This is a genomic window from Paractinoplanes toevensis, assembly GCF_018332695.1.
GTDB classification, from domain to species: domain Bacteria; phylum Actinomycetota; class Actinomycetes; order Mycobacteriales; family Micromonosporaceae; genus Actinoplanes; species Actinoplanes toevensis.
The window spans coordinates 189,758-208,104 of record NZ_BOQN01000011.1 but is presented as its reverse complement, the minus strand read 5'-3'; the positions used below and the strand labels follow the sequence as shown (position 1 = coordinate 208,104).

15 protein-coding genes are annotated in these 18,347 nt (G+C 72.0%); 8 read left to right on the top strand and 7 right to left on the bottom strand.

The annotated features are described in order from the left end of the window. The first annotated feature begins 15 nt into the window (after positions 1 to 15). The 5 genes from Ato02nite_RS05160 to Ato02nite_RS05140 are packed head-to-tail and all read left to right on the top strand — an operon-like array spanning position 16 to position 6,561. A complete protein-coding gene (locus Ato02nite_RS05160; RefSeq protein ID WP_213005193.1) occupies positions 16 to 1,350 on the top strand; it encodes a 3-oxoacyl-ACP reductase in 1,335 nt (444 codons plus the stop codon). Then, positions 1,350 to 2,183, top strand: a complete 834-nt coding sequence (locus tag Ato02nite_RS05155; protein WP_213005192.1) for a MaoC family dehydratase — start codon at positions 1,350 to 1,352, stop codon at positions 2,181 to 2,183. The genes Ato02nite_RS05160 and Ato02nite_RS05155 overlap by 1 nt, the downstream gene beginning before the upstream one ends. A gap of 49 nt (positions 2,184 to 2,232) precedes the next feature. Further along, positions 2,233 to 3,444, top strand: coding sequence for an acyl-CoA dehydrogenase family protein (locus tag Ato02nite_RS05150; protein WP_213005191.1), 1,212 nt, complete (start codon positions 2,233 to 2,235; stop codon positions 3,442 to 3,444). Positions 3,445 to 3,470: 26 nt separating this feature from the next. Next, positions 3,471 to 4,973 carry an AMP-binding protein gene (locus Ato02nite_RS05145; protein ID WP_213005232.1) on the top strand — a complete coding sequence of 501 codons (1,503 nt, stop codon included), beginning with the start codon at positions 3,471 to 3,473 and terminating at the stop codon, positions 4,971 to 4,973. A 19-nt stretch (positions 4,974 to 4,992) separates the two neighbouring features. Continuing rightward, positions 4,993 to 6,561: a GGDEF domain-containing protein gene (locus Ato02nite_RS05140; protein WP_213005190.1), complete on the top strand. Its 1,569-nt coding sequence runs from the start codon at positions 4,993 to 4,995 to the stop codon at positions 6,559 to 6,561. Positions 6,562 to 7,632: 1,071 nt separating this feature from the next. Here Ato02nite_RS05140 and Ato02nite_RS05135 read toward each other — a convergent pair. From Ato02nite_RS05135 to Ato02nite_RS05120, 4 genes are all read right to left on the bottom strand, one after another. Beyond that, on the bottom strand, positions 7,633 to 8,151 hold the full coding sequence (locus Ato02nite_RS05135; protein WP_246606116.1) for a P-loop NTPase family protein: 519 nt from the start codon (positions 8,149 to 8,151) through the stop codon (positions 7,633 to 7,635). An 80-nt stretch (positions 8,152 to 8,231) separates the two neighbouring features. Beyond that, complete coding sequence (locus Ato02nite_RS05130) at positions 8,232 to 9,038, bottom strand: endonuclease/exonuclease/phosphatase family protein (protein ID WP_213005188.1); 807 nt, start codon at positions 9,036 to 9,038, stop codon at positions 8,232 to 8,234. 68 nt (positions 9,039 to 9,106) lie between these two features. Further along, positions 9,107 to 10,327: an alpha-amylase family glycosyl hydrolase gene (locus tag Ato02nite_RS05125; protein ID WP_213005187.1), complete on the bottom strand. Its 1,221-nt coding sequence runs from the start codon at positions 10,325 to 10,327 to the stop codon at positions 9,107 to 9,109. 10 nt (positions 10,328 to 10,337) lie between these two features. Further along, positions 10,338 to 11,522, bottom strand: a complete 1,185-nt coding sequence (locus Ato02nite_RS05120) for a serine hydrolase domain-containing protein (protein ID WP_213005186.1) — start codon at positions 11,520 to 11,522, stop codon at positions 10,338 to 10,340. Positions 11,523 to 11,654: 132 nt separating this feature from the next. Here Ato02nite_RS05120 and Ato02nite_RS05115 point away from each other — a divergent pair, with 132 nt between their 5' ends. From Ato02nite_RS05115 to Ato02nite_RS05105, 3 genes are all read left to right on the top strand, one after another. Continuing rightward, positions 11,655 to 12,752, top strand: a complete 1,098-nt coding sequence (locus Ato02nite_RS05115) for a sensor histidine kinase (protein ID WP_246606115.1) — start codon at positions 11,655 to 11,657, stop codon at positions 12,750 to 12,752. Then, a complete protein-coding gene (locus Ato02nite_RS05110) occupies positions 12,749 to 13,414 on the top strand; it encodes a response regulator (RefSeq protein ID WP_213005184.1) in 666 nt (221 codons plus the stop codon). The genes Ato02nite_RS05115 and Ato02nite_RS05110 overlap by 4 nt, the downstream gene beginning before the upstream one ends. Before the next feature lie 113 nt (positions 13,415 to 13,527). Then, complete coding sequence (locus Ato02nite_RS05105; protein ID WP_213005183.1) at positions 13,528 to 14,454, top strand: GNAT family N-acetyltransferase; 927 nt, start codon at positions 13,528 to 13,530, stop codon at positions 14,452 to 14,454. A 48-nt stretch (positions 14,455 to 14,502) separates the two neighbouring features. Here Ato02nite_RS05105 and Ato02nite_RS05100 read toward each other — a convergent pair whose 3' ends face one another. The 3 genes from Ato02nite_RS05100 to Ato02nite_RS05090 are packed head-to-tail and all read right to left on the bottom strand — an operon-like array spanning position 14,503 to position 18,334. Then, entirely contained in the window at positions 14,503 to 16,137 is a 1,635-nt protein-coding gene (locus Ato02nite_RS05100) for a rhamnogalacturonan lyase B N-terminal domain-containing protein (RefSeq protein WP_213005182.1), read from the bottom strand. 2 nt (positions 16,138 to 16,139) lie between these two features. After that, positions 16,140 to 17,183: a hypothetical protein gene (locus Ato02nite_RS05095; RefSeq protein WP_213005181.1), complete on the bottom strand. Its 1,044-nt coding sequence runs from the start codon at positions 17,181 to 17,183 to the stop codon at positions 16,140 to 16,142. Further along, entirely contained in the window at positions 17,180 to 18,334 is a 1,155-nt protein-coding gene (locus tag Ato02nite_RS05090; protein WP_213005180.1) for a glycosyltransferase 87 family protein, read from the bottom strand. The genes Ato02nite_RS05095 and Ato02nite_RS05090 overlap by 4 nt, the downstream gene beginning before the upstream one ends. Positions 18,335 to 18,347 lie beyond the last annotated feature (13 nt).

The window sequence follows — 18,347 nt, the reverse complement described above, 5'->3', positions numbered from 1 at the left end:
GAGTAGGCTACGCCCATGGGTGACAGGTACGCTAACTTCGCAAACTCCGGGATGGGTCGTGGCGTCGTCAAGCGGCTCGGGCTGCCCGACCCGCCCCGGCTGCGCCGTTACCGGCCCGGCGACCCGCTGACCGACGGCCCGGTGCTGCTCGGTGCGGCCGACGGCGGGCGCCTGGCCGGCCCGGCCGGCAAGCTGCTCGAAGCCGCCGGGGTCGAGGTCGCGGAGACGGCCGCCGCGGGCTCTACGGGCAATCGGTACGCCGCACTGGTCTTCGACGCCACCGGGATCACCGACTCGACCGGGCTGCGCGCGCTCTACGACTTCTTCCACCCGGTCGCCCGCAGCGGCCGCACCTCCGGCCGGGTCGTCGTGCTCGGCACCCCGCCCGAGTCGGCCGCGAGCCCGCGGGAGGCCACCGCGCAGCGCGCCCTCGAGGGGCTGACCCGCAGCATCGGCAAGGAGTTCGGGCGGGGCATCACCAGCCAGCTCGTCTACGTCGAGCACGGCGGCGAGACCGCGGTGGAGTCCACCCTGCGCTTCCTGCTCAGCGGCCGGTCGGCGTACGTGTCGGGGCAGGTCATCCGGGTCGGCGGCGGCAACGCGCCGAGCCCGGCCGACTGGGACCGTCCGCTGGCCGGCAAGACCGCCCTGGTCACCGGCGCGGCCCGGGGCATCGGCGCGGCCATCGCCCGGGTGCTCGCCCGGGACGGCGCCGAGGTGATCGCGCTCGACGTGCCCGGCGCCGGCGACTCGCTCGCCTCGGTCGCCAACGACGTGCGCGGCCGGGCCCTGCAGCTCGACCTGACCGCGGCCGACGCGCCGGTGCGACTGGCCGACCGGCTCACCGGCCTCGACATCATCGTGCACAACGCCGGCATCACCCGGGACAAGACGATCGCCCGGATGGACGAGAGCCGGTGGGACTCGGTGATCGACGTGAACCTGTCCAGTCAGGAGCGGATCAACGACCTGCTGCTGGAGCGCGGGCTGATCAACGCGGGCGGCCGGATCGTCGGGGTCGCCTCGATCGCCGGCATCGCCGGCAACCGCGGCCAGACCAACTACGCCACCAGCAAGGCCGGCGTGATCGGGCTGGTCCAGTCGATGGCCCCGGTGCTGGCCGAGCGCGGCATCACGATCAACGCGGTGGCGCCCGGCTTCATCGAGACGGCGATGACCGCGAAGATGCCGCTGTTCCTGCGCGAGGCCGGGCGGCGGATGAACAGCATGTCGCAGGGCGGCCTGCCGGTCGACGTGGCCGAGACGATCTCCTGGTTCGCGTCGCCGGCGTCCGCCACGATCAGCGGGAACGTGGTGCGGGTCTGCGGCCAGAGCCTCCTGGGGGCCTGATGACCGTCGTCGAGGTGACCTCGCCGCCGTCGCGGCTCTACCTGCGCGCCGCGCTGGGTCTGGTGCCGACCCGCCGGCCGGCCGATCTTCCCGCGACCCAGCTCGTGCGGCGCGGAATCACCACCGACCGCAGCCACCTGGCCCGGTACGACCGGGTGTGCGGGTTCCGGCTGAGCGACACCCTGCCGCCGACCTATCCGCACGTGCTGGCCTTCCCGCTGGCCATGCGACTGATGTCGGGCCGGGACTTCCCGTTCCCGGTGGTCGGGCTCGTGCACATCACGAACAGCATCACGGTGCACCGCGCCATCGACGCGGGCGAGGCGCTCGACGTGACCGTCCGGTGCGAGAACCTGCGCCCGCATGACCGCGGGCAGCAGTTCGACGTGGTCGCGACGGCAACGGCCGGGGGCGCCACCGCGTGGGCGGGCGTGTCGACGTACCTCTCGAAAAGCGCGGCCAAGGGTGACCGGGGCGCCCAGCGCGACCAACCGCTGCCGCCGGCCCCGACCGCGACCTGGCGGGTGCCGGCGGGCATCGGCGGCGAGTACGCCGAGGTGTCCGGCGACCGCAATCCGATCCACACCTCGCGGCTCGGGGCGCGCGCGTTCGGTTTCCCGCGGCCGATCGCGCACGGCATGTGGAGCAAGGCGCGCAGCCTCGCGGCGCTGGAGGGACGGCTGCCCGCGGAGTACACCGTGGACGTCGCGTTCAAGCAGCCGATCCTGCTGCCGTCGACGGTCGGCTTCAGCGCCGCGCCGGCCGGAAACGGCTGGGAATTCCGGATCGACTCGAAGCGGCCGCATCTTGCGGGCGTGGTTACGCCACCGTAACGTTACCGGCGAGTAAATTCCGGTTACGGCCCGAAGGGTGCTCGCGCGCATGGAGTTCTGGCTCGACCTCAACGAGGAACAAAACGACCTGCGGGAATGGGTCCACGGCTTCGCCGAGGGGGTCATCCGGCCCGCGGCGGCCGAGTGGGACGAGCGCGAGGAAACCCCCTGGCCGATCATCCAGGAGGCCGCCAAGATCGGGTTGTACGGCTTCGAGTTCCTGGTCAACACGTGGTCCGACCCGACCGGGCTGAGCCTGCCGCTGGCCAACGAGGAGTTGTTCTGGGGCGACGGCGGCATCGCGATGGCGATCTCCGGCACCTCGCTGGCGGTGGCCGCGATCTACGGTTCGGGCACCCCCGACCAGCTCGTCGAATGGGTGCCGCAGTGCTTCGGCGACGTGGCCGACCCGAAGGTCGGCGCGTTCTGCAGCACCGAGCCGGAAGCCGGGTCGGACGTGGCGTCGATGCGGTCCCGGGCCGTCTACGACGAGGCCAAGGACGAGTGGGTGCTCAACGGCCAGAAGGCCTACGCGACCAACGGCGGCATCGCCAACGTGCACGTCGTCACCGCCTCGGTCGACCCCTCGCTCAAGTCGCGCGGGCAGGCCGCGTTCATCGTGCCGCCCGGCACCCCCGGGCTGACCGGCACCCGCAAGCTCAAGAAGCTCGGGCTGCGGGCCTCGCACACCGCCGACGTCTTCCTCGACGACGTCCGGGTGCCCGGGCACTGCCTGCTCGGCGGCAAGGAGGCGCTCGACGAGCGGCTCGCCCGCGCCCGGTCCGGCCAGAAGGCCCCGGGACAGGCCGCGATGCGCACCTTCGAGCTCTCCCGGCCCGCGGTCGGGGCGCAGGCCATCGGCATCGCCCGCGGCGCCTACGAATACGCCTTGGAATACGCGAAGAACCGGGTGCAGTTCGGCCGGCCGATCATCGAGAACCAGTCCATCGCGTTCGCGCTCGCGGACATGAAGACGGAGATCGACGCCGCCCGGCTGCTGGTCTGGCGGGCCGCCTGGATGGGGCGCAACGACCGGCCGTTCACCGCCGGCGAGGGCTCGATGTCCAAGCTCAAGGCCGGCGAGGTCGCGGTCGCCGCCACCGAGAAGGCCGTGCAGATCCTCGGCGGCGCCGGCTATCTGCGCGAGCACCCGGTCGAGCGGATGTACCGGGACGCCAAGATCTACACGATCTTCGAGGGCACCTCCGAGATCCAGCGCCTGGTCATCTCCCGTGCCATCTCCGGGATGCAGATCAGGTGAGCGGCGCGCCCTTCGTCGTCGCGACGATGGCCCGGCGGGGCCTGCTCGTGCCCGGGGCGCCGCACCGGGTGGCGCAGCAGTTCGCGGAGCTGCACCGGTGGGGGTTCGGGCTGGCCGGCGAGTTGCGGCAGGCCGCCGCCCGCTCCCCCGGCCGGGTCGCGGTGATCGATGACCAGCGTTCCCTGACGTACGGGGAACTGCTCGATCGGTCGGGCCGCCTAGCCGCCGCGTTGCCGGTCGTCGCCGGTGACCGGGTCGGGGTGCTGTGCCGCAACTCGGTCGCCATGATCGAGACGCTGATCGCGGTCACCTCGGTCGGGGCCGATCCGGTTCTGATCAACACCGGGCTGTCGGCGGCACAACTGGCCGCGGTCGCCACCGCCCAGAATCTGTCGGTCATCGTGCATGACCCGTCGTTCACCGAGGTTCTCGGCGATTTCCCCGGCGGGATCCCGACGTCGGCGCTGGCTGCGATGATCAACGCGGTGCCCTCGGCGACACTGGCCCCGCCACCGCGGACCGGGCGCACCATCGTGCTCACCTCCGGCACCACCGGCCTGCCCAAGGGCGCGCAACGGCCCACGCCCGGCGGGTTCAGCCCGCTCTGCTCGATCATCGACCGGATCCCGCTGCGGGCCGGCGTCCGGCTGATGATCGCCGCGCCGCTCTTCCACACCTGGGGCTTCGCCGGCCTGCAGATCGCGCTCGCGCTGCGCGCCACCGTCGTACTGCGGCGCAAGTTCGAACCGGTCGCGGCACTCGACGCCATCCGCGCCAACCAGGTGACGGCTCTGATCGCCGTACCCGTGATGTTGCAGGGCCTGATGGAACTCCCGCCGGAAGCGGACCGACCGGGCCTGCAGATCGCCGCGGTCAGCGGCTCCGCCCTGCCGGGTGGCCTCGCCACCCGGTTCATGGACCGGTACGGCGACATCCTCTACAACCTGTACGGCTCGACCGAGGCCTCGTGGGCGTCGATCGCCACCCCGGCCGACCTGCGCGCCGCCCCCGACACCGCCGGGCGGCCACCGCACGGGACCGCGGTCGCCGTCCTCGACCGCGACGGCCGGCCCGTCCCGACAGGCGAGACGGGACGGCTGTTCGTCGGCAACGAAATGCTCTTCGAGGGCTACACCAACGGCAGCGAGCGGGAACTGCGCGACGGGCTGCTCGCCACCGGCGACCTCGGGCACGTCGACGCGGCCGGCCGGGTCTTCGTCGACGGCCGGGAGGACGACATGATCGTCTCCGGCGGCGAGAACGTCTTCCCCGCCGAGGTGGAAGGCCTGCTCGCCGACCTGCCCGAGGTGCGCGAGGTGGCGGTGATCGGGGTTCCGGACGACGAGTACGGGCAGCGGCTGGCCGCCTACGTCGTGCTGCGGGAGACCGCCGCGCTGGAGGCCGACGCCATCCGCAACCACGTCCGGCAGCACCGGGCCCGCTTCTGCGTGCCCCGCGACATCGTCTTCCTGCCCTCGCTCCCCCGCAACGCCACCGGTAAGGTCCTCAAACGCGAGCTGCCACGTTGACCTAATTGGAGCGTCGCCAATGCGGGAAGCGTCACGGCGGGCCGCGCGCCTGCTCGAGCGCGCGCAGGCCGGCGAGGCCGACGCGGTCATGGCCGAGGTCGGCGACATCCTGCGCGCCCCCGGCGGCGACCTCGCCTGCATGCACTTCGTGCGGGTCGTCGTCCGGATCGTGCAGGGCGACCTGCGGGCCGCGCTCGCCGTCGTCGAAACGATGCTGCGCGCCGCCGAACGCGAAGGTGGCAGCGGCTGGATCGCCTGCGCGCTGTCCACCCGCGCCCTCGTGCGGATGCGGCTCGGCGAGGAGGAGCTGGCCGAGTACGACGTGGACGCCGCCCTGCGCGACCTCACCGCCGCCGAGGCCCGGCTCACCGACGAACCCGACCCGGTCGCGGCGGTCAACGCGCGCGTCGGCATCGCCGTCGGCTACCAGCAACTCCGGCTGTACGAACTGGCCGGGCCGCAGTTCGAGGCGGCCTACGAGATCAGCGCGGCCGACCCGGAACAGCACGGGAACCGGGCCATGTGGCTGTCCAACCTCGGCGAGATGCACCTGCACTGGGCACTCGAGCTCTACCAGGTCGGCGACGCCGCCGCGGCCGAGCAGCACACCGAAGTGGCCGAGGGGTTCGCCCAGCGGGCCGCCGACGAGGCCGGCGGCGACGACCTCGACGCGTTCCGGAACTACGCGCTGCTGATGGCGGCCTGCGCCCGGGCCGACCGATCCGACCCGGCCGGTGCCTCCGCCGACATCGAACGGCTCTACTCGGATCTGCGCGACCGCGGGATCAGCCCGGCCGCGCTCGCCTACAGCGCGCCGTTCCGGGCCGTCGCGCTGAAACGGATCGGCCGGCTCGACGAGGCCATCGAGGTGATGGCGGCCGCCGTCGCGTCGCTGCCGGCCGACGCCGTCTGGCTGATCGTCGCCGCCACCCACCGCACCTACGCGGTGCTCCTCGAGGCGCGCGGCTCGGCCGACGCCGCCGCCGGACTACGGTACGGCGACAGCGTCGCGGCCGCGCTCTGGCGGCAACGGCAGCACACCCTGCACACCGCGACCACGCTGAAATCGCTCGACGTGCTGCGCGCCCAGCACGAGCAGGCCACCCGCGCCGCCGACCTGGACCCGCTCACCGGCATCGCCAACCGGCGCGCCTTCGACCGGGCCGTCCGCCGTGCCCAGAGCCTGCCCGGCGCGGCCGGCACCACGGTCACCGTCATGATCATCGACACCGACAAGTTCAAGCAGATCAACGACACCCGCGGGCACCCGGCCGGCGACGACTGCCTGCGCGCGATCGCCCGAGCGCTCACCGCCGAACTACGCGACCAGGACCTGCTCGCCCGGCTCGGCGGCGACGAGTTCGCGGCCCTGCTGCCGGACGCCGGCCCGGCCGTCGGCTCAGCAATCGCGGAACGCATGCTGGCCGCGGTGCGCGACCTGCCGGACTGCCCGGCAACGGTCAGCATCGGGGTGGCCGCGGCGGCCGCCGACGAGCTGGGCGAGGCCCTGCACCGCGCCGACCGTGCGATGTACGACGCAAAGCGCTCCGGCGGCGACGCCGTACGCGAATTCCGGATGGTCTTCTAGATCTTTCCGGGCTTCCTTGCAACGGAGGGCAGGACGCTTTCGCGCGGAAGACTTTTCCGTACGCGCCGGCTCAGTCCCGTGGCAAGCGGTCCCGGCAGGTGCAGCTCACCCTCCGCGCGCCCGCTGCGGGCGGGCCCGGCCCAAGCGCGCCATCCCAACCCGCCCAGCGGACAGTCCCGGGCGACGACCTCCTGCATGATGGTCGCCGCTCTCGGATACCGGGTCGTCGTCCCGCATCCCGGGCATGGTCCCGCCTGATGAGCAGCGCTTCACACCCTGGACCACCCAGCGGTCACAAGAACATGACATACCGTTTATGTCCGGCGCCGACAGCTCGATGAGACGCGATCTTGTGGAGTTGTCGTGCGGCCGGAGCAGCAACTCCACAAGATCTGCGATGCCGGGCGCCGAGACGTGGTATCAACGCGTCACCGACGGCCGAATACGTACAAAACGCCCTCCGAGCGGAGCGGAGCGGCGTGTGTGGGTGAGCAGCGCAAGGCGTTGCCGCGCGGGGGCTTGAGCGCGTGTTTCGTTGCGCGACAGTCGCGGCATGTGCTGGTGTGGCACACCGCTCGCGGGGTGGCGGCGGTCGCCGGATGTTGCGGTTGGCGACGATGTCTCCCGTACCGGCAAGTGGGTTTGACTCTCGCGACCCCGACCTCAACAGTTGTACAGAGATCTTTTCCGTACGGCCCGGCTCAGTCCCGGGGCACGCCGTCCCGGCAGGTGCAACTCACCCTCCACGCGCCCGCTACGGGCGGGCCCGGCCCAAGCTCGGCCAGACGCAATCTGTGGACTTCCCGCGAGGACAGACTGGTGCGGCACGCTGCTTGCGGGGTGGCGGCGGTCGGGTGATGTTGCGGTTGGGGACGGCGTCGCCCGTACCGGAAAGTGGGTTTGATTCTCGGCTCTGGCGCGAACACCGTGATTGATCATGCTTAGGCGGGTGCCGCTACGGTGGCGCGGTGATCGACCTCCAGGTCCGCAGCGAATCTGGGCCTGGCGTAACGCGCTGCCGATGGGTGATACCAGCGGTAGCTGGACAGCCCGCGGCGCTGGTACTAGACGTCACGCTGAGACTTTGCCGACGCCGCTCAACCACCGCTCAACGGCTGCCGGCGAGGTCAGCAGCACCACCGGCGGCTTCCCGGGATCGGCATGCCACGCCCGCATCCGGCGCTGGTTGTGCTTGAACTTCCGGAAGTGCCACCGCAAGATCGAATCGGAATCGAACAGGGTCTTGCGGATCGACTCGTAGTTGCCGTTACAAATGGGCTCGCGGGTAACGATCCTGATCACCGAGCGGCGCAGGAGCCGCCCGAGGCTGACCCAACGCGGAAAGTCCAGCCCAACGATCAGGTCCACCCGGGCCATCGGTACGTCCACCCACCGGCCGTACCCGGCGTCGATCACCCACGCGTCGTCGTCGCAGATCGCGGTTACCCGCGCCCGCTGAATCTCATCGGGCACCTCGACCCAGCCAGGCTCCCAGGTCAGGTCGTCGATCGGGTGGTACGGCACCCCCAGCCGCTCGCCGATCCGCTTCGCGAGTGTCGATTTGCCCGCACCGGAGACCCCGTACACCATGATGCGTCGCATTCCGCGCATGCTAACGCTCGCCAAACATGGCTCGTTCTGGGCGCGGGTAACGATTCTCGCGACCCGATCTAGCGGAACACCCCCAGGTACATGCAGTGGTCGGAGTAACCGGTGTAGGCCCGGGCCACGCCGACCGGGGTGAGGAAGCCCGGGCTGCCGAACAGGTAGTCGATCTTTCGCGGGATCGGGATGAACGTCGGCAGTGGGGCCACCCGCGAGCGGTTGGCCTCGGTGAACGCGTTGTAGAAGCCGTCCAGCGCGTTGTCCTCGGGGAGCGAGTTCAGGTCACCGCCGAAGATCACCGGGCTGGTCGCCGCGATCGGGGTCAGCCAGCGGCGCAGCACGTTCAGCTGGGTCGCCAGGTTGGGCCCGCTGGCGGTGGTGTGGGTGGTCACCACGAACACCGTGCGCCCCGGCAGCCGCACCGTCGCCCCGAGCACCACGCGGCCCTCCGGCGCCGACCCGTACGGCGTGGGCAGCCGGTAGACGACCCGGCTGTCGAACGCACCGCGAGCCACGATGGCTACGCCGAAGGCACGGCCGTGCTTGGTGTCGTGGTTGTCGCACTGCCCGCCGGTGGTCGCGGGCGCGAACGTGGCCCGGTAACCGAACGGCGCGAGGCGGGCCTGCACGGCCAGGAACTGCGAGTAGCAGACCTCCTGCAGCATGGTCACCGAGGCCCGCAGGTGATAGATCCGGTAGGCGATGTTCGCGCTGGTAGCGACGGTCTCCCCGTGCCGGCACACGTTCCCGCAGATGTTGAACGTCAACGCCCGGACGGGCGGCGGCGCGGCTTGGGCCGGTTGCGCCGGCACCGCGGGCACGAGGGCTGCGGCAGCGGCCAGCACGCCGAGGAGCAGGCGACGAAATCTCATGCCGCATCGTTCGGCGGCTGACCGCGCCCGCCCCAGTCATTGCCGGGCGCAGCCTGGTTGCCGTCCGGTCAGGCCGTCGAGGCGACCGTCCAGCCCAGCGGTGGGAGGTCGGCGGTGCCGTCGGGGTTGATCGTCGCCTCGCCGGCCTCGTGGGTCCAGGCCGCCGGCGGCAGCTTCGCCGCGGCGCGGCGGTCGCCGAAGTTCAGCGCCACGGCTACCGCGTTCTCCTGCGCTTTCAGGGTGTACGCCAGGACGCCGTCGCCCAGGGTGTGCACCTCGGCCTGGGCGCGGACCAGCCACGGGTGGCGCCGGCGGATGCCGATCAGCAACTGGTGCAGCCGCTGGATGTCGAGGCCGTCGTCGCCGAGGCCGTCGGGGATGGGCGGGAACTCCGGGCGGATCGCGTCGTCGCCGCCCTCGCGCTCCTCCTTGACACCCTGCCATCCGCGCTCGTCGCCCGCGTAGATCGACGGGACACCGCCGACGGTGAACAGCACCGCCAGGGCGTGCGGCAGGTGGCCGGGCTCGGTAAGGCGGCTGGCTATCCGGGTCACGTCGTGGTTGCCGACGAAGGTCTGCGGGGCGAACGTCTCCAGCAACTCGTTGTGCCGGCCCAGGGTCCAGGCCAGCTCGTGCGGGTTGACGTCGTTCAGCGAGCTCCAGATCGCCTTCCACAGTTCGTACTGGGTGACGGTGTCCAGGCCGCCCTCCGACACGTACGCGTCGTAGTCGCCGTGGATGACCTCCCCGCTGAACCAGACGCCGGGGTGTTTCGCCCGGGTGCGGTCGGTGACCGTGCGCCAGAACGGGCGGGGCACGGCGTAGGCGGCGTCCAGTCGCCACGCGTCCACGCCGCGCTCGGTCCAGTAGTCGAGGACGCCGGTGACGTGGTCGGCGACCGCCGGGTTGGCGTGGTCGAGGACCACCAGACTGCGGTGACCCTCGAACACCCGGTAGTCGTCACCCTCGGGGATCCACCACTCGCGGTGGCCGTACGAGCGGCCGACGTGGTTGAAGACGCCGTCCAGCATCACCCGTACGCCCCGGGATCTTGCCTGGTCGATGAGCGCGACCAGATCGTCTTCCGTGCCCAGCCGCGGGTCTACCCGGAAATGGTCGGTGGTGTCGTAGCCGTGCGACTCGGACGCGAAGACCGGGCCGAGCATCAGGCCGTTGCACCCGAGCTCGAGGACGTGGTCGAGCCAGTCGGCGAGGGCCGGGAGCTTCCGCTTGCCGAGGAAGCCGAGCGGATAGACGTGCCACCAGATCGCATGGTCGGGCCAGTTCATTCCGCTGAGGCTACGCCCCGCACAGCGCGTCGTTGATCAGGTCGGTGGTGATGTCGACGGCCGGCTTCGGCACGCCCGGGTCGCGCTTGAGCGAATCGGTGTTGATCGAGACGATGACGCTGCGCCGGCCGTCGGCGCTGACCCCGTTGCGGGTCTGGAAGCCCATGATGTCGCCGCCGTGCGCCCATTCGCCGCCGCACGGGTTGGGGACGAACATCAGGCCGAGGCCGTAGCGGACGCCGGGCCAGTTCGTCTGGAATTCGGGGCTGGCCGGCACGGTGCGCTGCATCTCGGCGAGCTGGGCGGGCTTGAGCACCCGGCCGCCGATGAGTGCCTTCAGGAACCGGTTGCCGTCGGCGGCGGTGCTGATCATCTCGCCGGCCGCGCCGCCCCACGTCGGGTTCTGCCGGGTGGCGTCGATGGCGTCGCCGTAGTCGGGGTCGTCCTCGGTGGCGTCGGGGCCGGGGAAGCGCTCATAGCCGACGGCGTGCGGGCCGGGGATGTCGGGGTTGTTGCCGGGCAGGTAGGTGTGCCGCAGGCCGAGCGGCCGGACGATCCGGTTGCGCACCTCGGTCCGCCAGTCGTGGCCGGTCACCGCCTTGATGATCAGGCCGGCGACCTGGTAGTTGGTGTTCGAGTAGTCCCACTTGGCGCCGGGGGCGAACTGCGGCGGGAAGGTCATCGCGGTGGCCACCGCCTCCTCGGCGGTCACCGAGTCGAAGCGGTGCTGCTCGAAGCCCTCCTGGGAGAACAGCCACGGGTAACCGGTCAGGTAGTCGGTGAGGCCGCTGGTGTGCTGGAGCAGCTGCCGTACGGTGATTTTGGTGCCGTCGTTGCCGTTGCCGCGCACCACCCCGGGCAGCCAGTGGTCGACCGTGTCCGCCAGGCTGAGCTTGCCCTCGCCGACCAGTTGCAGGACGGTGGCCGACACGTACGTCTTGGTGAAGCTGCCGATCCGGAAGCGGGCGTCCCACGGCACCGGGGTCCTCCGGTCGACATCGCCGTAACCGCTGCGGACCCGGATCGTGGTGCCACGGCCGGTTTCCAGTTCGGCGAGGACGCCGGGAGCGCCGTACCGGAGAAGCTTGTCGGCGTCGGCCTGCATGGCGTGCCGGGTGCCCGTCTCGACGGTCGCGCCGGCCGTGGTGCCCACCAGCGCCAGTGCGCCGATGACTGCGATCAATGCTCGTCTCATGACCTCGACGCTAGGGAACACATCGACGCCTATCGTCACCCTGGGTTGGGAGCCGGTCTACCACCAGAGGGGTAGGCCCGGTCCCCCGCCGAGCGGATGCCACCCCCGGACGGCATGGATAGCGTAGGTCGCGTGCCGACGCTGCTCCGACCTGTCCTGGCCGACGTGCTGCTCGCGATCCTGCTGACCGCCCTCACGGTGGCCACCGCGATCGGGCAGCCGGCGGCGGTGTCGCCGTGGGCCCTGTTGCTGGCCGTGCTGTCGGTGGCCCCGGTGGCGCTGCGGCAGATCGCGCCGGTGCTGACCATGCTGCTGATCATCGCCGCGGTCGGGGTCGCCAGCCTGTTCGGCTACGGCGACCTGCCCAGCGGCGGCATCGGCCTGCTGGTGGCGATGTTCTCGGTGGCGACGTTGCGGTCCCGGCGGGTGGCGGCGGTGATGTTCGCGGCCACGGTGGCGCTGCTCGCGCTGGTCTACCTGACCGAGCGCGACGACCTGGTGTGGTCGCAGATCGCCCAGGCCGCGCTGATCATCGCGGGCGCCTGGGTGCTCGGCGAGGGAACCCGCCGCTGGGCGCGGCGGACCGAGAAACTCGCGGCCGACGCGGAACGGGCGGTGTCCGAGGAGAGGGTACGGATCGCCCGCGAACTGCATGACATCCTCGCCCACCACATGTCGGTGATCTCGTTGCAGGCCGGCCTGGCCGAGTACGTGCTGGAGGCCGACCAGCCCACCGCCCGCAAGGCCATCGGCACCGTCGCCGACACCGGCCGGGAGGCGATGCTGGAGATGCGCCGCCTGCTCGACGTGCTGCGGGTGGACCGCGACGAGGAACCCGACCTGCGCCCCCAGCCCGGCCTGGAGATGCTCGACGAACTGATCGCCCGCACCCGCACCGCCGGCCCGGCCGTCACCGTGGTGGTCGGCGGCCCGGCCCGGCCGCTGCCGCCCGGGCCCGACCTGTGCGCCTACCGGATGGTGCAGGAGTCACTGACCAATGTGCTCAAGCACGCCGGGCCGGGCGGCGCCCAGGTGGCCCTCGAATACGGGCCGCACACCCTGACCATCCGGGTCACCGACGACGGGCCGGTCGTGCGCGGCTACACCGAGGGGCACGGCATCCGCGGCATGCGCGAGCGGGCCGCCCTCTACGGCGGTGTCCTGACCGCGGGCCCGCGCCCGGCCGGCGGTTTCGCCGTGTCCCTGCGGCTCCCGCTGGACGACCGATGAGCGTCCGGGTGCTGGTCGCCGACGACCAGCCGCTGATCCGGGCCGGGCTGGTCGCGCTGCTCCGGGCGGCCGACGGCCTCGAGGTGGCGGGCGAGGCCGCGGACGGCGCCGAGGCGGTGGCTCTGACCGCGCGGACCGGCCCCGACGTGGTGCTGATGGACATCCGGATGCCGGTCCTCGACGGCATCGCCGCCACCCGGCAGATCCTCGCGGCCACCGGCCCACGCCCGAAGGTGATCGTGCTGACCACCTTCGACCTGGACGAATACGTGTACGGCGCGCTCGGCGAGGGTGCCTCCGGCTTCCTGCTCAAGGACACTCCGCCCGACCGGATCATCAGCGCGATCCACACCATCGCGGCCGGCGACATCCTGCTGGCGCCCCGGATCACCCACCGGCTGATCGAGACGCACGCCCGCCGGCACCGGGCCACCGCCGGCGGCCACCGCCTCGACGAGCTGACCGCCCGCGAGACCGACGTGCTCCGGCTGGTCGGCAACGGCCTCACCAACACCCAGATCGCCGCCCGGCTGCTGGTCAGCGAGGCCACCGTGAAGACCCATCTGAAACACACCATGTCCAAACTGCACCTGAGCAGCCGGGCCCAGGCGGTGGTGCTCGCCTACGAAACCGGCCTGGTGGTCCCCGGCGACCCGGCCTGACTGGTTCAATCGGGAGCCATGAGAACGAACCGTTCGATCCCGGCCGCGACCGGCCAGGCGCAGGACCCGGCCCTCGCCGACGTCGCGCTCGAACAGTGGGGCGGCGAGTCGCCGTGAAGCCACGCCCCTACTTCGGGCCGGCCGACCTGGCCGCCATGCAGCGCCTGGTCCAGCGCACCTGGACTCCCGACAGCCACTGGCACCTGGGCGACCTGGCCTGGCAGCGACCGTCCATGCCGGACCGGCAGATCGCGCTCTGGCCGGCCGACGGCACCCCGGCCCGGGCCAACGGCGCGCAGGCCGGCACGGACGTTGTCGCGTGGGCCTGGGTCTCGGCGCGGGCCCAGCTCGAGACGCAGGCACCGGCCGCGCTGGCCGGGGAGGTGCTGGCCTGGTTCGACGAGGTCGCGGGCGGCGGCGAGCAGACGGTCACCGTGATGGAGACCGACACCGAACTGGTCGGCGTCCTCTCCGCGGCCGGCTACCGGGAGGTGGACGGGCCGTTCTTCCGGCACTGCCTGCGCGACCTCGACGCGAGCCTGCCGCAACCCCGGCTGCCGGACGGATATCTGGTGCGTCCGGTCCGGCCGGGCGAGCTGGCGGCGCGCGCCGCCGTCCACCGGGCCGCCTGGCGGCCCCAACGGCTCGGCGAGATGCAGGTGCCGCCGGTCGACCTGGGCGACGGCGAATCCGGCATGACCACCAAACGGTACGGGGACATCGTCGGGCACTGGCCGTACCGGTCGGACCTGGACCTGGTCGTCGAGGCCCCGGACGGCAACCTGGTCGGGACGGCGCTCGGCTGGCTCGACGACATGAACAAGGTCGCCCTGCTCGAGCCGGTCGGCATCGACCCCGGGCACGGCCGGCGAGGGCTCGGCGTGGCGGTCAGTCTGGCCTGCCTGCACGCCATGCGCGACGCCGGCGCCACCCAGGCGGTGGTCTGCCCGCGCGGCGACGACGCCTACCCGGTCCCGCGCCGCCTGTACCACGCGGTCGGCTTCCGCGACGCGAGCCGCACGGTCACCTACCGGCGATGACCGGCTGGTGGGCCCGGGCGTGTCCCGACGCCCGGGGCCACCGGAAAATCAGGCGGGATCGACCGCGAGCGCGTCGAAGATGAAGTTCGGGCTCAGAAAGGCGTCACCGCTCGAACCGCTGAGCACCGACACCGACAGGGTGTTGTTGCCGGTCTTCAGCGCACTGGCCGGCACGGTGAACGTGTAGGTCGTGTTCACGCCGCGCCAGGTGCCGCGGGTGACGCCGCGCGAGTTGAGGTTCACCGGGGCGGGCGAGGCCGAGGCCGGCGAGGTGTAACCGCCGATCGCGATGGCCGGCCGGCCGCCGGCGAACGCCCCGGTGGTGGCGATCCGCACCTTGACGCCGGCCGCGGGCACCGATGACAGCGGCAGGTTGACCGCGAGCGGCGAGTTGACCGACTTGAACTCGGCCATCGGCAGGGTCGCGGCCGAGCTGACCGCGCCGGTCCAGGCCGACATCCGCGAGTCGGACGGGTGCATCGTCTCGATCTTGTCGGCGTTCTTGAATCCGGCCGGGGTGCCGTCGAACGCGCCGAGCTGCAGCAGCGTGCCGCCGGCCGGGACGTCGCCGGTCATCGCCAGGGCGCTGGTCGCCCCGGCGGTCACGGTGACCGACCTGGTCGCGCCGACCGCGAGCTCCCCCGCGTACAGCGTGGCCGTGTAGGTGCCGGGCCGCACGTGCCCGATCAGGAACTGCCCGGACTTGCTCTGCCCCCAGTACTGACCATTGGGCCCGGCGAGCGCCACGGTCCCGCGCTGGCCGGCCCACGACCCGCCGGCGGTTCCGCTCACCGCGCCCCGCACGGCATTGGACAGCAGACCCGGGATGTACGCCGAGAGAAAGTCCAGACTCCGCCCGGCCGGCAGCGCGCCGTCGGTGACCGCCATGGCGTACGGCCCGTGCAGGCCGAGCCGCAGCCCCTCGGTGTTGTAGTGCCCGCTGAACAGGTAGTTGGTGATGTTGACGGCCCCGCCGGTGTCGTTCACCTCGATGTCCCGGAAGAACGGACCGCCGGAGGTCATCTCGTTGGTGCCGGGGATGATGAAGACGCCGTGGCCGTTGCCGGAGGCCCCGAACGGCTGCTGCGCGATCAGCCGCTGCGAGCTGTAGAACTTCGACGCGGTCTGCCCGTTGGCGAAGCTGAAGACGTCCGAACCCTCGACGGTGCCCGTGCTGGCCGCCGTCCGCGCCGCGACCGGAGACGTCTTCAGCAGCGAGGAGCTGAGCCGGGTGATGAACCGGGCCTCACCGGGGTTCAGCGCCTTGGCGATATTGGTGGCTATATAGATGGTGTTGTCGTTCTTGCGGGCGAAGTAGTACATCGTCACGCCGATGTCGATGTTCGCGGCGGTGACCAGGAGCGCGCCGTTGCCGAACGTCTTGCTGGTGACCGCGGCCGACGACCACCCCGACTCGAACTGCCCGGCCGCCTGCCCGGACTGGGCGAGCTCGGTGCCGTTGTGCTTGAGCGAGGTGATGTTGCCGTTGGTCGCGTTGACCGCGAACGTCAGGCCACTGCCGGTGTCGTACGTGATGGTGGTGGCCGCCGAGGCCCAGGGCTGGCCGCCGAACAGGCCGACACCGGCGAGCGCGGCCACCACGGCGACGCCACCGGCCAGCAGTCCGCGCCGGCGTTTGGGGAGGCGCCGGTGCGTGGCGGGGGACGGAAGGTTGATCGACATGCCTACCTGGTGGCCGTCACCGCCGGAAAGGTTGCCCGGGTGTCGCCGGTTTTTACCAGGGTCACGATGATCAGGGCGAGGCAGCCGAGCGAGCCGGCGACGGTGAAGTTCCCGGCCTCGGCCAGCAGCGCCAGATAACCGATCGCCCCGGCGATCAGCGGCCGGCGCCGATCCACCGCGAACAGCAGGATCGCCGCCACCGCGACCGGGAACCAGTAGTACGGGAAGTGCACCGGATCGGTGGCCACCCGCAGCACCGCGCCGGCCAGCGGGACGAGGGCGACGGCCCGCGGATCGCGCCGGCAGCGCAGCGCGATCAGCGCCACTCCCCCGGCCACGACGACCGCCTGGACCAGCCGGATCACCCAGGTCACCTCGCCGATCCGCGTCGGCCACAGGGTTCCGGCGCTGACCGCCCAGTGCATCTCGAACATCGCGAAGTGCCCGGTCAGCCCGAACGGCAGGTAGCTGCCGGCGCCGAGCGCCACGGCCAGGACGCCGGTGCGCACGGCCCGGCCGAACGGCGCGGCCGCGAGCAGGCCGGGAACACCGAGAATCGCCCAGGGGGCGATCGCGACGCCGAGCGCGAGAGAGGCCGCCGCGGCGAGGTGCCGGCCGTCCTTCGCCAGCTTGATGGCGTACGCCCAGAGCAGCGGAATACCGATCTCGGCCGGGTGCCCGTTCCAGGGCAGAGGGGCCAGCATCCAGAGCAGGGCCAGCCCACCGGCGAACAGTTCCCGGCGCAGACCGCCCCGGCACAGCCACATCGCGCCCACCACCAGCGCGGCGTCGACCAGCCCGATGACCGGCATCGCGGGCATACTGTCCTGGCCGCCGATCAGCAGGATCCGGGCGACCAGCAACTGGGCGGGACCGGCCTGGTTCCACGGCATGGCGTACACGTCGGCGAACCGGCCGTGCAGCATCAGGTCGGTGGCGGCCGCGAAGTCGGCGAGGTCGGGCGGCAGGGTGGCGGTGAGGATGCCGGCCACCGCGGCCAGCACGGCCGCGATGGCCCAGCGATAGCGGATCAGGCTTTCGGTCACGCGGGGACCGGTACCGCGCGGCGGAGGAGGGGTGTTGCGCGGACGCCGCCGACCGGGGTGGCCAGCAGGGCGGCGAGCAGCAGCAGCTCGGCGGCGACCAGCCAGGTCTGGCCGTCGCTGTGCCGGCCGAGCAGCAAGGGCAGGTACGGCCCGGGGACGGCCAGCAGGAGCAGACCGGGCAGGAACCGCACCCAGATCCGGGCCGGCAGCCGATGCACGACGACGAAGAGCATGATCCCGGCGTACGCCGAAAGGAGGAAGTGGACCTCGGAGATGCCACCCGCCAGGAAGGTCATCAGAAGCAGGACGTTGCCGAGCCAGACCGGCGACAGCCGGTTGCCGCCGCCGCGGCGGATGCGCCAGAGCACCGCCGCGACGACCGCGGCGGACGCCGCGACGGCGGCGGTGTGCGACGCGCCCTGGCCCTCGGCCCAGCCGCGCAGCGAGAGGTTGTTGATCGCGTTGGTGCCGTGCAGGTTGGTGCCGGTCACCACGTAGCGCAGGACCTTCGGGAAGTCGAGCCCACCCGGCACCAGCAGCACCGACAGCACCAGCAGGGCACCGGCCGGCAGCATCGTGCGCAGCAGCGCGGACCAGCGGCGGTGCAGGATCGGCACGAACAGCAGCGGCGCCAGCAGCGGCTTGATCAGCAGGCTGGCGGCGAGCAGCGCGCAGCCGAGCACCCACCGGCCGCGGTGGAAGGCGAGCAGCACCCCGACGGCGATCGGGACCAGGAATTCGCTGAGGTTGCCGAGAAACAGCGAGCGGGCCGCGATGACGCCGCCGAGCAGGCCCATCGCGGTCAGCGCGAAGATGGCGAGCCGGTGCGGCCGGGGCGCGGCCCGGGCGATCAGCAGGGCGGCCAGCAGCAGCGCGACCGCGCCGGCGACGACCCAGCCGGCGAACGCGGCGGAGAGCGAGCCGAACGCGGTCGGCAGCAGTGCGACCGCGGCGGTCGGCGGGTAGACGAACGTCGGGTCGGCGAAGACCGAGGTGCCGTCGAGCAGTCCGGTCGCGGCGTTGCGCAGCGGCAGGAAGTCTATGCCGGGCGCGATCCAGCCGCCGAGGACGTCGTACAGTTCCGGGCCGGCGAAGAGCAGGGCCGCCACGATCAGCAGCAGCCCGGCCGTCCTCGGCGATACGCGGCGCACCAGGTTCACGCTA

Bases quoted from the DNA above. Each gene is read 5' to 3' on its own strand.
- Ato02nite_RS05160 (WP_213005193.1), top strand. From the start codon at position 16: ATGGGTGACAGGTACGCTAACTTCGCAAACTCCGGGATGGGTCGTGGC.
- Ato02nite_RS05155 (WP_213005192.1), top strand. From the start codon at position 1,350: ATGACCGTCGTCGAGGTGACCTCGCCGCCGTCGCGGCTCTACCTGCGC.
- Ato02nite_RS05150 (WP_213005191.1), top strand. From the start codon at position 2,233: ATGGAGTTCTGGCTCGACCTCAACGAGGAACAAAACGACCTGCGGGAA.
- Ato02nite_RS05145 (WP_213005232.1), top strand. From the start codon at position 3,471: ATGGCCCGGCGGGGCCTGCTCGTGCCCGGGGCGCCGCACCGGGTGGCG.
- Ato02nite_RS05140 (WP_213005190.1), top strand. From the start codon at position 4,993: ATGCGGGAAGCGTCACGGCGGGCCGCGCGCCTGCTCGAGCGCGCGCAG.
- Ato02nite_RS05135 (WP_246606116.1), bottom strand. From the start codon at position 8,151: ATGGTGTACGGGGTCTCCGGTGCGGGCAAATCGACACTCGCGAAGCGG.
- Ato02nite_RS05130 (WP_213005188.1), bottom strand. From the start codon at position 9,038: ATGAGATTTCGTCGCCTGCTCCTCGGCGTGCTGGCCGCTGCCGCAGCC.
- Ato02nite_RS05125 (WP_213005187.1), bottom strand. From the start codon at position 10,327: ATGAACTGGCCCGACCATGCGATCTGGTGGCACGTCTATCCGCTCGGC.
- Ato02nite_RS05120 (WP_213005186.1), bottom strand. From the start codon at position 11,522: ATGAGACGAGCATTGATCGCAGTCATCGGCGCACTGGCGCTGGTGGGC.
- Ato02nite_RS05110 (WP_213005184.1), top strand. From the start codon at position 12,749: ATGAGCGTCCGGGTGCTGGTCGCCGACGACCAGCCGCTGATCCGGGCC.
- Ato02nite_RS05100 (WP_213005182.1), bottom strand. From the start codon at position 16,137: ATGTCGATCAACCTTCCGTCCCCCGCCACGCACCGGCGCCTCCCCAAA.